This window comes from Henriciella sp. (assembly GCF_049649345.1).
In the GTDB taxonomy this organism is placed as follows: Bacteria; Pseudomonadota; Alphaproteobacteria; order Caulobacterales; family Hyphomonadaceae; genus Henriciella.
Map to the genome: position 1 here is coordinate 1 of NZ_JBARZC010000296.1, position 13611 is coordinate 13611.

At 60.5% G+C, this 13611-nt stretch carries 15 protein-coding genes and 1 pseudogene; 7 read left to right on the top strand and 9 right to left on the bottom strand.

What is annotated here, in order from left to right; all coding sequences use genetic code 11:
* Together WA989_RS07815 and WA989_RS07820 are read left to right on the top strand one after the other, a co-directional pair.
* Window positions 1–223, top strand: a pseudogene (locus tag WA989_RS07815) (MFS transporter); the annotation flags it as partial.
* 81 nt (window positions 224–304) lie between these two features.
* Window positions 305–871 (top strand): hypothetical protein, encoded by a 567-nt coding sequence (locus WA989_RS07820; RefSeq protein ID WP_424339942.1) that lies wholly within the window; start codon window positions 305–307, stop codon window positions 869–871.
* 13 nt (window positions 872–884) lie between these two features.
* Here WA989_RS07820 and WA989_RS07825 read toward each other — a convergent pair whose 3' ends face one another.
* Together WA989_RS07825 and WA989_RS07830 are read right to left on the bottom strand one after the other, a co-directional pair.
* Entirely contained in the window at window positions 885–1259 is a 375-nt protein-coding gene (locus tag WA989_RS07825; RefSeq protein ID WP_424339943.1) for a VOC family protein, read from the bottom strand.
* Window positions 1260–1440: 181 nt separating this feature from the next.
* On the bottom strand, window positions 1441–2034 hold the full coding sequence (locus WA989_RS07830; RefSeq protein ID WP_424339944.1) for a hypothetical protein: 594 nt from the start codon (window positions 2032–2034) through the stop codon (window positions 1441–1443).
* 166 nt (window positions 2035–2200) lie between these two features.
* On the opposite strand from WA989_RS07830, the gene WA989_RS07835 reads away from it, so the two are divergent.
* Complete coding sequence (locus WA989_RS07835; RefSeq protein WP_424339945.1) at window positions 2201–2452, top strand: hypothetical protein; 252 nt, start codon at window positions 2201–2203, stop codon at window positions 2450–2452.
* Here the strand turns inward: WA989_RS07835 and WA989_RS07840 are convergent, their stop codons facing one another.
* The gene (locus tag WA989_RS07840) at window positions 2453–3226 is read right to left on the bottom strand and encodes an SDR family oxidoreductase (RefSeq protein WP_424339946.1); all 774 of its coding nucleotides are present in this window, start codon (window positions 3224–3226) and stop codon (window positions 2453–2455) included.
* Window positions 3227–3375: 149 nt separating this feature from the next.
* Between WA989_RS07840 and WA989_RS07845 the strand changes: the two genes are divergently transcribed.
* Window positions 3376–5076, top strand: a complete 1701-nt coding sequence (locus WA989_RS07845) for an ATP-binding protein (protein ID WP_424339947.1) — start codon at window positions 3376–3378, stop codon at window positions 5074–5076.
* A gap of 9 nt (window positions 5077–5085) precedes the next feature.
* Here the strand turns inward: WA989_RS07845 and WA989_RS07850 are convergent, their stop codons facing one another.
* From WA989_RS07850 to WA989_RS07860, 3 genes are read right to left on the bottom strand one after another with little or no spacing between them, the layout of a single operon-like run.
* Window positions 5086–5379, bottom strand: coding sequence for a 4a-hydroxytetrahydrobiopterin dehydratase (locus WA989_RS07850; protein WP_424339948.1), 294 nt, complete (start codon window positions 5377–5379; stop codon window positions 5086–5088).
* A 2-nt stretch (window positions 5380–5381) separates the two neighbouring features.
* Window positions 5382–5981 carry a hypothetical protein gene (locus WA989_RS07855; RefSeq protein ID WP_424339949.1) on the bottom strand — a complete coding sequence of 200 codons (600 nt, stop codon included), beginning with the start codon at window positions 5979–5981 and terminating at the stop codon, window positions 5382–5384.
* Window positions 5978–6631, bottom strand: a complete 654-nt coding sequence (locus WA989_RS07860) for an HAD-IA family hydrolase (RefSeq protein WP_424339950.1) — start codon at window positions 6629–6631, stop codon at window positions 5978–5980. Before WA989_RS07860 ends, WA989_RS07855 begins: the two co-directional genes overlap by 4 nt.
* 159 nt (window positions 6632–6790) lie before the next feature.
* Here WA989_RS07860 and WA989_RS07865 point away from each other — a divergent pair, with 159 nt between their 5' ends.
* Window positions 6791–8029 (top strand): sensor domain-containing phosphodiesterase, encoded by a 1239-nt coding sequence (locus WA989_RS07865; protein WP_424339951.1) that lies wholly within the window; start codon window positions 6791–6793, stop codon window positions 8027–8029.
* A gap of 145 nt (window positions 8030–8174) precedes the next feature.
* Window positions 8175–8723, top strand: a complete 549-nt coding sequence (locus WA989_RS07870; RefSeq protein WP_424339952.1) for a hypothetical protein — start codon at window positions 8175–8177, stop codon at window positions 8721–8723.
* A 13-nt stretch (window positions 8724–8736) separates the two neighbouring features.
* Here the strand turns inward: WA989_RS07870 and bioB are convergent, their stop codons facing one another.
* On the bottom strand, window positions 8737–9750 hold the full coding sequence (bioB, locus tag WA989_RS07875; RefSeq protein WP_424339953.1) for a biotin synthase BioB: 1014 nt from the start codon (window positions 9748–9750) through the stop codon (window positions 8737–8739).
* A 112-nt stretch (window positions 9751–9862) separates the two neighbouring features.
* On the bottom strand, window positions 9863–12307 hold the full coding sequence (locus WA989_RS07880; protein ID WP_424339954.1) for an ATP-binding protein: 2445 nt from the start codon (window positions 12305–12307) through the stop codon (window positions 9863–9865).
* Between the two features lie 204 nt (window positions 12308–12511).
* Here WA989_RS07880 and WA989_RS07885 point away from each other — a divergent pair, with 204 nt between their 5' ends.
* On the top strand, window positions 12512–13045 hold the full coding sequence (locus WA989_RS07885; RefSeq protein ID WP_424339955.1) for a hypothetical protein: 534 nt from the start codon (window positions 12512–12514) through the stop codon (window positions 13043–13045).
* A 45-nt stretch (window positions 13046–13090) separates the two neighbouring features.
* Here the strand turns inward: WA989_RS07885 and WA989_RS07890 are convergent, their stop codons facing one another.
* Window positions 13091–13513 carry a hypothetical protein gene (locus tag WA989_RS07890; RefSeq protein ID WP_424339956.1) on the bottom strand — a complete coding sequence of 141 codons (423 nt, stop codon included), beginning with the start codon at window positions 13511–13513 and terminating at the stop codon, window positions 13091–13093.
* Between the last annotated feature and the right edge of the window lie 98 nt (window positions 13514–13611).

The window sequence follows — 13611 nt, forward strand, 5'->3', positions numbered from 1 at the left end:
GGCCAATGCGCTCGGCAGCCTGTCCGTGGAGCGGCACGAACAGGCGAGCGCAGCGGCGCTCCTGTCAGCCGCGCCGCCCTCAGGCTTCATCTTCGGCCCGCTGCTTGGCGCGTCGCTCTATTCGCTGGATCACCGCCTGCCGCTCTTCATCAGTGCAGGCATGATGGGGCTGCTGTTCGTCTATCGGCTCTTCCGCAGCAGCCAAGCGGGCGGTCCCGCCTGAGCGCGGCATCCGCGCGTGCGAGGGAACATGCGCCCGCCGCCGGCGTAGTTTTGGTACAGAATTACCGAAGGAGCCCGTCTCATGAGCCGCACACCGATCGTATTCGCCAGTGTTTCAGCCATTCTTCTCGCCGCCGCCTGCGGCGATAGCGGGACCAGCGATGATACGCCGATGGAGACGGCTGGCCCCTCTGGCACCGCTGATACGACCTATGAAGCGCGCGTCGCCCGCAATCCATCAATGGATGACAACGGATCGGTCGCAACCGATGACACCGCCATGGCGGGCGATCCAGGCGAGACCGACAATGGCGATGCGCCCCTGCTTGATCGGCTTGAAGGCGACTGGCTCTCCGGCGAGGACGACCAGGCGGAAATGTCCATCATCGATGGTACTGCCGCCATGATGTATGACGGCGAGGTCCTGACCGTCGAAACACTTGACGTGGTCGACTCCTGCCCAGACGCCGTCGGCGAAGCCGCCGATAGTCTTGACCTCTTCACAATGACATCTGACGCGACAGGTGAAACGCTCTGTTACGGCGTCGTCAGCCTTGAAAACGACCGCCTTGAGCTCACCTCCTATCCGCGCGGCAACACACTGACCTATACCCGCCAGCCCATGACCGACGTGCTCGACACCGACTAGGCCAGCCGCACGATCAGGCGGTCATGGTGAACGCGTTGAGCTTGTTGCCATCCGGATCGCGGAAATAGGCGGCATAAAAGCCCTCTTCCCCGCGCGGGCCGGGCGCGCCTTCATCGCTGCCGCCATTGGCCAGCGCGATCTCGTGAAGCTTTTTGACCTGTTCGATATCCTTGGCCTGAAGCGCCACCATCGTACCATTGCCGACGCTCGCGATATTGCCGTCAAACGGCTTCGTCGCCGCCACTCCGGCCGGACCGTCCGGCTTGCCCCAAGCGATGAAAGTGTCAAACTCCATCATCCGGCCGGTGCCCAACTCGCCGGCCAGCGCATCGTAGAATTTCGCCGCCCTCTCCAGATCATTCGTGCCAACTGTCACATATCCGATCATGCCCCATCTCCTTTGTGGAAAGATTGGAACATTACAGGAACATAGAGCTGGCGGCAAGCAAAAACTGAGCGGTCAGTCTGCTAGCGAACGAACGCCGCGCGGCAGCTGCCTTCCGCTTGGCGCGGCTGCCGAGATAGACGTCTTCGAAAATAAGCCGGTCGCCAGCAAGCTTGGCAATTCCTTAAGTCACAATGTCCTCAGGCACCTTATTGCCGCCTTCTACGTCAAATTTGAAGGCGCCGGTCTCCCGATCAAACGAGTACTGGGCCCAATAATCCTTGTAGACCTCGAGCGGCGTCCACGTGACATCCATCTCGCCCGCCCCCGTGAACACCAGTTCGCGAACGGCGCTCTCGGGCGGGCAAGCCTCGTCTTCCTGGCGCCACGTGCCGACCAGCGGATTGTCTTTTTGGCTGTAGACGTTGACGCGGCCGGTCAGACTGTGAGCACTGCGATACACCCCTTCGAGACGGACCGTGGTGCCCGGCTTGGCATCCGGCCTGATTGTGGCGATGGCGAGCCCGTCTTCCTGTCGCTCGAATGTCGCTGCGCCCTCGGGATACACAGCGAGATTGCCGAGGCAGCCCGGCGGCAGATCATTGTAACCGCCCGGCATGTCGGTCCAGGAGGGATCGAGCGCAATAGCCTCGCCCGGCTCGGCCGAGCGCGGCTCCATCCAGAAGAAGTAGGCCCGGTCCCCAACATCGGGGCAGGCCTCACCGCTGAGGGTCGCCACCGCCGGATCGGCGGTATTTCCGGCAGTCTCGCCCCGCAAACCTCCAGCGCACGCCGCGACTGAAATAGCAGCCAGTATGATCCCGGCCCGCACCATCCCACACCCCATACCGGTCCTCTTCCACGCGTCTTCAATTCGCCTGCGGAACTGCACCGCCCCGTTCCGGGTTGTATTTTCTACAGACCTTCAAAACTGGAGCAAGACTATGTCCAACCGCCTCGCCATCACTCTGCTAATCTATGGACTGGCCCAGGGCGCTCTGTTTGGCGCCGGGGTGACTGCCGTGATAATCGCCGATCTCACTGCCGTTCAGTCGGGATGGGCCATCGCCGGTGTCGTCGCAGCCAGCCTTCTGATCGCCGCCCCGATCGCTTGGAAAATCGCCCCGCTGATGCGCGCCGGCCATCAGCAGAGGCTTGCCAGGAAGAACAGCCTCGGCGCGCCCTTCCCGACTTGATCACATCGCCGAAATGCCGCCATCGACCTTGAGTTCAATTCCCGTCACAAGCTTGCTCTCGTCGGAGGCGAGATAGAGCACGGCGTAGGCGATATCGTCCGGATCGCCGACCTTGCCGAGCGGGATCTGCCGGCCGAGCTTGGCGAGCGCTTCCTCCTCGCCGAACCGCTCTTTTGTCGTGTCGAGGATCGGGGTGTTGATGAAGACAGGATGGACTGAGTTGCAGCGAATCTTGCCGCCGGTCTTCGCGCAATGCAGGGCGATCGACTTCGACATATGGCGCACGGCCGCCTTCGCCGTGTTGTAGGAAATATAGTTCCCGCTCGCGATGATGCCGGCAATCGAAGAGATGTTCACGATCGAGCCGAGCCCATGTTCGCGCATCAGCGGAATGGCGTACTTGCAGCCATGGAAGATGGAGTCGACATCAACCTCCTGCACCTTGCGGAACGTCTCGTAATTTTCGTCCTCGACGGTGCCATGCGAGCCGATCCCGGCATTATTGACCAGCACGTTCAGCCCGCCCATCGCGTCATGCGCTTCCTTCAGCACGGTCTGCCAGCGCTCTGCATCGGTCACGTCATGCTGCCAGGCGAAGGCTGTGCCCTCGCCAAGCTCTGCATTGATGGCGGCGGCGACCGTCGCTGCGCCCTCGCCATTCACATCGGTGACCGCGATCTTGGCGCCCTCGCGCGCCAGCATCCACGCAGTCGCCTCCCCCAGCCCCTGCGCGCCACCTGTAATGAACGCCTTCTTTCCTGATACACGGCCCATCGATTGCCTCCCTCGATCTGTTCTCATGATAATAGCGTTTCAGTTCCAGCTAAGCGCTGCGAGGTCAAGCAATTCCACCCGGCGCAACCGGCTTCACTTGCATGAAGAAAATCTAAAGGAACTGTCCCTAATTTTACGGAAAATAATAAGTGTCTGAGGGAATTACTGTGCCGAAACGCAAGGAACTGAATCTCGACCTGGAGCAGCTGCTCGAGGCGGTGGAACTGATCGACCATGGCGTTGCGATTCACCGCCAGGACTATAGCCTCGTTTATGTGAATGACGCCGCACGCAATCACTACCCCACCCTGTTCGGCGAACTCGAAAAAGGCACCGACCCGCTCGAAGCCATGCACAAGGCCGTCATCGATACAGTCGGGGAGGACAGCGATTTCGACACGATGGAGCTCGCCAAAGAACTCTACCGGAAGACGATGGCCTGCGAAGAGCTCGACATGTGGACGCCGGACGGGCGCTACATAAAGGCAAACTTCTGCCGGCTGCCGGATGGCGGCTATATGAGCCTTAGCGCCGACGTTACCGACCTTCGCGGGCGAGAGCGCGAACTCAAACATGCCAAGCGCGAAGCGCTCGCCGCGAGCGATGCGAAGTCAGAATTCCTCGCCTCGATGAGCCATGAGATCCGCACGCCCCTGAATGGTATTCTCGGCATGGCCCAGGCCCTCGGCCATCGCAATCTCGCTGCCGAAGAGCGAGAGATGGTCGATGCCATTCTCGATTGCTCAAAGTCACTGATGACGCTGCTCAACGATATTCTCGACCTGTCCAAGATCGAAGCGGGCAAACTCGAGATTTCGCCGATCACGGATGATTTCCGCCACAAGCTGAAGCGGACCGAACGCTTTTATCGTCCCAAAGCCGACGAAAAGGGCCTGTTTCTGCGTCTGATCGTCGACAAGAACATTCCGGCCGTCATTGAATTTGACCCCGTTCGGCTGCGCCAGTGCGTCGATAACCTCGTCTCCAACGCCCTCAAATTCACCGAAGCGGGCGGCGTTATTATCGCTGCCACCTGTGAGGACTGCGATGACCCGGACAAGGTCCGCATCAAGATTCACGTGTCCGACACCGGCATTGGCATGGCGCCAGAGCAGGTTGAGAAGCTGTTCCAGAACTTCCAGCAGGCCGATCGGTCTACCACCCGCAATTATGGCGGCTCGGGCCTTGGCCTTGCGATTACCAGAAAGCTTGCGCGGATGATGGGCGGCGATGTGACCGTCGTTTCCAAGCCTGGCAAGGGCTCGATCTTCTCGCTCAGTTTCGAAGCGAGGCGCGTCATCAAGCAGGAGCAGTCACCGGCATCTGTCAAGAACGCCGTCTTCACCGACGGTGTCATTGAGTTTGACGCCCGCAAACAGGTGGTCGATTTCAGAGGCAAGACAGCACTTATTGTCGATGACAACCGGATCAACCGCCGGGTTGCGCGCCTGTTCATTGAACCCATGGGTCTCAATACAGTTGAAGCCGCAAGCGGCTATGAGGCGCTCGAAATCCTCGACCAGATGAAGGTCGATCTCGTCCTGCTCGATATCCATATGCCGGACATGGACGGCCCGGAGACCCTTGAAAAGATAAGGGCGAGCGGCAGGGGCTGGGCGAATGTCCCAACAATTGCGCTCACAGCAGACGCCATGGCCGGCGACCGGGAACGCTATATTGCGCTCGGCATGTCGGACTATGTGTCCAAACCGATTGATGAACGCCAGCTCATCACAACGCTGTCACGCTGTCTTTCAAGCAAAGCGCCCGAAGCCGCGCTTCGCCGCGATGAAGAAGAGATGCACGCGAAGGATGAGCTCGACGAGCTGATCGCAAAGATGAGCGCCTGACCCCGTCCCTCAGGCAAGCTTGCTGGCGAGAGCGTCCATCTTCGTGGCGAGATCGATGTCCTTTTGCGTCACACCATCGGCATCATGCGTCGTCAGCGTGACTTCGACCGTATTGTAGACATTGAACCATTCGGGATGGTGATCGGCTTTTTCGGCCTGGGTCGCCATGGCGCTCATGAAGCCGAAAGCGGTCGAAAAGTCGTCGAACTTGTACGTCTTGGTAATGGCGTGCTTGCCGTCTTCGGCCGCAGACCAGCCGTCCAGTTTTCCAAGCGCTGCCTGAAGGTCCATCTTGTCGGCCATATCTATTCCTCGCTATTGGTCTCATGAACGAAATAGAGCCAGCGGCCATCTTCGGCGATTGCCGTGCGCACGCCGGGATAGCCTGACCCTTCCCGTATCTCCGCAATGCCTGCCTCGCCGACCAGTTCCCTGAGCCTTGCGCGCTGGCTGAAATTCAGCCGCTCAGGCTGCAGCTCCTCAGGTTCGAGCGCAGCCAGCTCCGGCCAGACATACCACGTCTCGCCTGAGACCGATTTGACGCCATAGGGCCCATCGAAGAGTTTCTCCAGGGTCAGGATCGGGTCAAACCCGGTACGGCGCAGCAGGTCCCAATGGGTGCGGTGGGAGGCGCCCGCGAAGTTTGAGAGGAAGGCCGGCTCGGCATCTGCAAACCGCGCAAGACGCGTCAGGGAGTTCGTCTCGATGATCGCCTCCAACTCGCCAATCGTCGCCTGCGCCTTCGCCGACAGATCGGTCGAGATTACGTCTTCGTCCGCCGGCGGCTGCATGTATTCAGGCGCCGCCTCGACCTGCAGGCGGACGCGTTCGTGCCGATCCTCGCCGTTACACGCCGCGGCCAGCAGGAGCAGCGCCAGACCGGCTGCAAGTGTCTCCGGCCTCATGCGTTGACCGGCCATCCCGTCGCTGCGGCGAGATCGTCCAACAGCTGATCTTCGCCGAGAACCTTTATTGTTGTCATGCCCATCGCCCTTGCCGGTTTCAAATTGATGCCGAGGTCATCGAGGTAGACACAATTCTTCGGGTCAACATCCAGCGCCTCGCACATCAGGGCATAGATACGCGGGTCAGGTTTACGAATTCCAAGCTTGGAGCTTTCAATTACATCATCGAACAGGTCGAACACCTTGGAGACTTCGGCAGCGCGGCCTTCGTCATTGGTCATCGACGCGCCCTTGCCGACCGGCGCATTGTTGGTGATGCAGCCGACTTTCACCTTCGATTTGCAAAGCTTCAGCGCCTCGACGACACGCGGCCTGAGCTCGCCTGACAACAGCCCCAGCACATCCTTGCCGGGCACATCATGGCCGAGGGCCTTTGCCTCTTCGCGAAACAGGACGTCAAACTCTTCAGCTTTCACCCTGGACTGCTCGAGCTTCGCCCACGCATTGGTGTCGCCATTGCGGGCATTGACGCTTCTGATGAAGTCCTTGGGCAGGCCGTTGCTTGCCTCATAACGGTTGAATGCCTCGAAGGGAGAGGAGGTCAGAACGCCGCCGAAATCCCAGATGACTGCTTTGATGTCTTGTACCATCCGACCCGTCTAGCCGCAGATCACGGCGAGGTCGACCGCCGGGCGTCCGAATGCCACATCGCCCTGCGTCCGGCAAAGTTTGATGAAATTAAAAACGAATGTTCACCAAGCCTTGGGACTTTCTGGTCTAGTTGAACCTGGATCAAAGGACCGTGAAGAATGACGAAGCCGAGCCAGAAGCCGGGCGACGCACTTGTACAGCAATACTTGTCGGAGTCAGACGATAAACAGATTGACCGTGCGCTCAATGCCATCCGCGAACACCTTGGGATGCCGATTGCCTATGTTTCTGAATTTGTCGGCAATGAGTCAGTCTTCCGGCATGTCGACGCACCGGGACTCGAGCACCTGATCAAGGTCGGCGACAGGCGCTCGCTAGACGATGTCTACTGCAGGCACATTGTTGAAGGCCGGCTGCCGGAGCTCATTCCAAACACCGCCGACAACGAACTTGCGCAATCCCTGCCGATTACCGAAGCCGTTCCGATCGGATCGCATGCAAGCATCCCGATCTGGCTCGATGATGGCACGGTCTACGGTATGTTCTGCTGCCTCAGCCCCGCCCCGAACGACAGCCTCAATGCGCGCGACCTCGAGACCATGCGGCTGTTCGCGAACCTTGCGGCCGATCAGGTCCGCCGCAATCATATGGTCGAACGCCACCGCAACGACGTCGAGACTCGCATTCGCGGCGTGATCGACAATCGCCGCTTTGCCATCGCGTTTCAGCCTATCGTCAACCTGCTCAAGGGCCAGACGATAGGCTTTGAAGCGCTTTGCCGGTTTAACGCCGAGCCGGTCCGTACACCCGACCTCTGGTTCGCAGAGGCCGACCAGGTTGATATGGCTGTAGAGCTGGAAGTCGGCGCCATCGAAATGGCACTGGAACATGCTGGCCGCCTTGAGCCCGGCATGTATATTTCCGTGAATGCGTCGCCCCACGTCATCGTGAGCAACCGGTTCAGGGAGATGATGGAGTCCTCGAATCTCGACAGCATCATGCTTGAAGTCACAGAGCATGACAGTGTGGAAGATTATCAGGCATTCTCCGAAGCCATACGCCCCCTGCGGGAAGCCGGTCTGAAGCTTGCGATCGACGATGCTGGCGCCGGCCATTCATCGCTGCGCCACATTCTGCAGCTCGAACCGGACTTCCTGAAGCTCGACATGAGCCTGACCCGCAATGTCGACAACGATCTTTCGCGCCGCGCCCTGATCAGCGCGCTTGTCTATTATGGACGCGAGACGGGCGCCGAAATCATTGCAGAGGGTATCGAGACGGAAGGCGAGCTTGAAACGCTGAAACGCCTCGGCGTCTTTCGGGGGCAAGGGTATCTGCTCGGCCGGCCCTCCTTCGACGCGATGAAAGCCGGCCCAGGCCTGCAAGCTCACGGCTGAGCGAAACGATCCACGCCGCCCGCTCCATCGCCGCCGCACGAAAAACCTGTTGAACGAGCGCGCCGGCCGGTTTCATCTGGCTGACACCGGGCAAACGCTGTAGGGGTGGGTCACGCCCGGCCCCGGACGATGGAGACAGGAATATATGGCACCCCGCTATCTGGTTATCTTAATTGCTGGTCTGACTGGCATTCTCGCGCCGGCCTGTTCGAACGAGGCACCGGAAGCGGAAGAGACCATCACCGAAGATCCGGGCCCTGCGACGACACCGCAACCACCTGCAGAAGGCGCCCGCATCCAGGCCAGCATGGCAACGACGCCGGAGGAAATGTGCCGCAGCGCCTTCTATGACGAGAACAACCAGCTCGTCCTTGGCGGCCAGATCGATCTGACAGACGGCTGGTGTGAGTGCTTTGTCACCGATATTCCGATCAATGCTGAACAGGCCAGCTATGACACGCTGCCCCGCGACGGCGACTATATGGCAGACCTGAATTATGCCGTCGAAGAGATCGCCCGGCGCCGCGATTTCGACGAGCTGGATTATCAGGAAGCGCTTGACGTGCTGCAGGATGAATCGGCCGAGATCCAGAATACCGAACTGAGCATCCTGCTCGATGCGGTCACCGAACGCGTCACCAAGACCTATGCCGACATGCTGGACGAGTCAGGCGCCTGCGACCGGGCAAAATAAACTGGGCCTCGCCCTATTTCATCGCCCCGATCAGCGTCGTCTTGCGCGCCCGGCTGGCGGTCTGAACCTCTTCCAGCGGCGCGTGCTCGAAACCCATCGCCTTGAGCAGAGCCTCGTCGCGCGTTTCGCCGGGATTGTTCGTCGTCAGCAGCCTGTCACCGACAAAGATCGAGTTGGCGCCCGCCAGCAGGCAGAGCGCCTGGCCCTCTTCGCTCATCGCTTCGCGGCCTGCTGACAAGCGCACCCAGCTTTTGGGAAACACGATCCGGCAGACAGCAATCACGCGCGCCATTTCGACCACGCTGACAGGCGCAGAGGTGCCAAGCGGTGTGCCTTCGATCGGCACCAGCATGTTGATCGGCACGCTTTCGGGATGCGGGGTCAGCTTTGACAGCTCATGGATCAGGCCAATCCGGTCCCCGCGGCTCTCTCCCATGCCAAGAATGCCGCCAACGCAGAGATTGATGCCGGCTTCGCGGCAATGGGCGATCGTCTCCAGCCGGTCCTCATAGGTGCGCGTAGAGACCACGCTGGAATAATATTCGCGGGAGGTGTCGAGGTTATGATTGTAATAATCCAGGCCGGCCTCTTTCAGCGCCTGGGCCTGATGCGGCTCCAGCATGCCGGCGGTCACGCAGGTCTCGAGCCCTTCGGCCTTCACCGCCTCGACCATGGCGGTGATCTTCGGCAGGTCGCGGTCTTTCAGATTGCGCCAGGCCGCGCCCATGCAGAACCGGTCCGCCCCGCCCGCCTTGGCCTGCTTCGCCGCCGACACCACCTCGTCCAGCGCCATCAGCTTCTCGGCCTTGAGCCCGGTATCGAAGTGCGCTGACTGGCTGCAATAGCCACAATCTTCCGCGCAGCCGCCTGTCTTGATGGAAAGCAGCTGGCTTTTCTGGACCTTGCCGTCTGCCCAGTTCTCAGCCTTCACGGCGAGCGCCTGTCCGATCAGCGTGTCGAGCGGCGCTTCGTAAAGCGCAGCGATCTCTTCGCGGGTCCAGTCATGACGGGGGGTGGCTTGGGGCATGATCGCTCCTTTGAAGGCCTGATATCGAGCGCCTTCTTCAAGCGAAAGGCCGGAGCGATCAAGCCCCGGCCGCGATAATTATCCTGTAATATTCGTTACGGTCACAACCGTATCAGGCGCTTGCTTCCATCGGCGCGTTTTCGAGCGGCGTGCGCTTGGTCGTGACCGCCTTAACCGGCAGCCAGCAGACCACTTCGGTCCCGCCGCCTGCGACCGACTTTATACCGACATTGCCGCCATGCAGGTCGACGAAATTCTTCACCAGCGCCAGCCCGAGCCCGGCGCCCTGCTGGTCGGTCGAGGTGAAGCTGTCGAAGCTCGAAGCCTGACGGTCCGCCTCGATCCCCTTGCCATTATCCTTGACCGACAGGACGGCCATATTCTCGATCTGGCTGGCCGAGACAGTGATCTCGCCGCCCGGCTCGGTGAAGCGCATGGAATTGGACAGCAAGTTAAACAGGACCTGCCGGATCCGGCGCTTGTCGGCATTGATCGTACCGACCGATTTGTCGATCTTCGCATTGACCGTGATTTCGGTGTCTGCGGCCTTGCCGACCATCAGGTCGATGCCTTCCTGGACCACATCGGCGAGCTTGAAATCTTCAAGGTCGAGATCCATCCGGCCCGCCTCGATGAGGGCGAGGTCGAGAATATTATCGATCAGCTTGCCGAGATGATCGGACGCGCTCAGGATCGAATTGATCTGGTCCAGCTGGCGCTCATTGAGCTTGCCGAACTTCTGCGACTGCAGGAATTCGGCGTAGCCGAGGATTGTGGTGAGCGGCGAACGGAGCTGATAGCTCACATTCCGCACGAATTCGGTCTTCAACCTGTCAGCCGCCTCGAAGGCTTCGGCGCGGCCGCGCAGCGCGCCTTCGACCGCACGCTGGGCTGTCACATCCGCAAAAGCGATCAGCGTATTCCCGTCCGGCAGGGGCTGGGTTACATAGGTCAGCGTCGAGCCGTCAGACCGCTTCATCTCGCCGGTCGTCATCTGGCGCGCGGTGGCGGACGGATCGGTGATGTGGCCCTTGATCTGCGACCACGTCTCGCGGTCATGGAACATCGGGATACATTCCTCGATGATCACATCATAATCGGGCCGGTCCTGCACGATCTGCTCATCAAGCCCCCAAAGAGTGGTGAACGCCTTGTTGGAGAGCTTGAGCCGTCCGTCGCTGCCGAAAACGGCGACCGCCTCGTGAAGGCTGTCGAGCGTTGAGCTTTGTGTTTTCGTCAGCGCCTTGAAGCGCGTCTGCAGGTCGAGCTCGCTGGTAATATCCTTGAACAATAAGAGCAGCCCGCCCATCGGGTGGCGCTGGCGGGTGACCTGAAGCGTGCGGCCATCAGGAAGGGACCACTTGTCTTCCTCGATGCCGCTAATGTCGAGATAATAGGAAAGCTCGTCGGCGCGCCAGGCCGCGTAATCGCTACGTGCCGGCAAACGGCGGCCTTCGCGGAGGCGGTCAAGCAGTTCGCCATGTGACGGGCTCTCCAGAAGGAAGCCTTCATCGAGCTGCCACATGGCGGCAAAGGCGCGGTTATAGAAATTGAGCCGGCGGTCCGGCCCGAAAATCGCGACCCCGTCTGCGACATGGTTCAGCGTCTCGTCATGCGCTTTCACATGGCGGTTGAGGTCTTCGCGGGCCGCTTCCTGTTCGGTCACATCAAACGCCATCGCCCCTGCCCCGCCGGAGAGCGGGAAAGTCAGGATGCGCATGGCGCGACGCTCCTCGCCAATGACGAGGTGGCGGGTATTGTCGATATCCTTGCCTTCGGAGATGGTCTTGCGCATCTGATCGATCGTCTTGTCGTCCAGCATGATCTGGCGATCGAGCGTGCGGTCCAGAGAGCTGCCATCGACGGCTTCGATATAGGATGGGTTGGCCCATTGCAGGCGGCCGACGCCTGAGACGCGCCAGGCCGGGAATGGGGCCTTGCCGAGCATGTCGAGGAAGGCTGTCGGGTCGCGGGCGATGACCTGGCGGGCTTCTTCCAGCTTGCCGCGGGCCGAGCTTTCTTCCAGACCCTTGATGGTCGAGTCCGTGATCCAGACCACGGCGCGCGCGCCAGCCGTGCGCCCGTCAGCTTCGAGGAAACGACCGGACGGGCCGATCAGTGTGAGCGAAAAAGGCTGGCCGTTTTCGCGCAGCTCCCGCAGGCGGATGCGCAGCGTCGTGTCCTGGCCCGCCCCGTCGCGAGCTTCGAGGTCAGCGAGACCCTCAATGATGCGGATGGCCGGGTCGATGGCGACCGCGTCGTCTGTAAATCTGAGCAGGCTGGCGAGCGCCACGGGCGAGCCGTGAATTTCAGGCGCGGCAATATCGTCATCCTCATCCTCGAGCGTATCGCCCTGCCAGACAAGGATCACACCTGGATGCGCGCCAAGCACCGATTTCAGCTCGGCCAGGCCCGATTCAGACTCTGATGCGCGTTCACGATATTTCTTGGCGGCGCCGCGGGCGCCTTCAGACGTTCTGAGCGCCCAGAGAATGAAAGCCAGACCGAGCGCGAGTGCACCGGCAGCAATAAGAAGCGGAACCTGTTCGGCAGTCATATCTTTCCTCCGGCGCGAATCAGTGGCGCGCAGGCCAATCTACTAGTTAACGCAATGGGGTGTTTGCGTTAAGCCCGGGTTAAAGCTCGAAAAAATTTTCCCCTTAAAATTCAGTGTTGCTCGCCTCACAGCGTAAACATTTTTGGGCAATTTTCGGCAAAAGTCGGACGCTTCATTTTCCCGCGACAACAAGGAACCCCTACCATGTCGAACCCAAAATGGCAGGATCATCCTGTAACAAGCACGGCCGCAACCATTCCGACCCTGGCCGTGATCTACCTCTCCTATGAAGGCCTCAAGGCCAGCGGAATGGAGGGCTCTCTCGTCTTCGTCACCATTGCGGTCCTGGCGAGCTTCTCCTGGCTTCTCTCCGGCGCGATCAAGCGCTGGATTGTCGTCAGCCACCACAAGGCCATGTCGGCCGTCGTCGCCTCGCTCGGTCTCATCTTCCTGGTCATCGAGGCCTCGATCGTCCATGTCGGCATCGAGCACCTGTTGAAGCAGGGCAGCCTTGAGGCGCACTGGCTGATCGTCTGGTTTGTCTCAGGCGGCCTGTCGATCGGCAATGTCTTCACCAAATGGGGCTGGCTCGGAGATCCGGGCGAGCGTCAGGAGACACCAAAGCGCCAGCCAGCCACAGGCACCGGCCCGACGCTCGTCGTCGACAACCGCACTGTGGAGGAAAGACGAAAAGATGACCGCTCACTGGCGGAAATCTGCAAACAGGTCGCCGGCTAACAGCCCGGCACCGATCAAGGCCCCGGCTTCACCGCCGGGGCTTTTTTATTGGCCGGCCTTCACCTCGCCGACCTCGTCCTGCAGGGCGCGCATCTGGATCTCGAGATCGGTGATGTCTTTCTCCTGGCGCCGGTCGCGCTGGTCCTGCTCGGCCGCGAAGCGTGTATGGTCCTGGGCGGTCCATCGATCGCCGGACAGGCGGAAGCTGTCAAAGTCCTCGGAGATCTTCTCTGTCTTGTTGGTTAGCGTCGTCAGGGCCTGCTCGAGATTGTCGAGCTTTGTCGCCTGGATCGAATAGCCCATCACGGCGCCGGCAATGATCACGAACAGGCCGAGATATTTCGACATGAAATCCCCCATCTGCGCGACAGCCTCCCCATTGCTGGCCTTCAGATCCTGCTGGCGGCCAGCATGCACCGCGCCGGCCACTGCGAGCGCAATCTTCTCTGCATCCTCATCACTGATCATGAATTGCCCCATTCAACTGGAATGGCCGGGACAGGGGTCAGTTCCCCGTCCCGGCCGTCTGGCCGCGCCCGTGCAGCCGGAACCCCGCACCGCTGCCC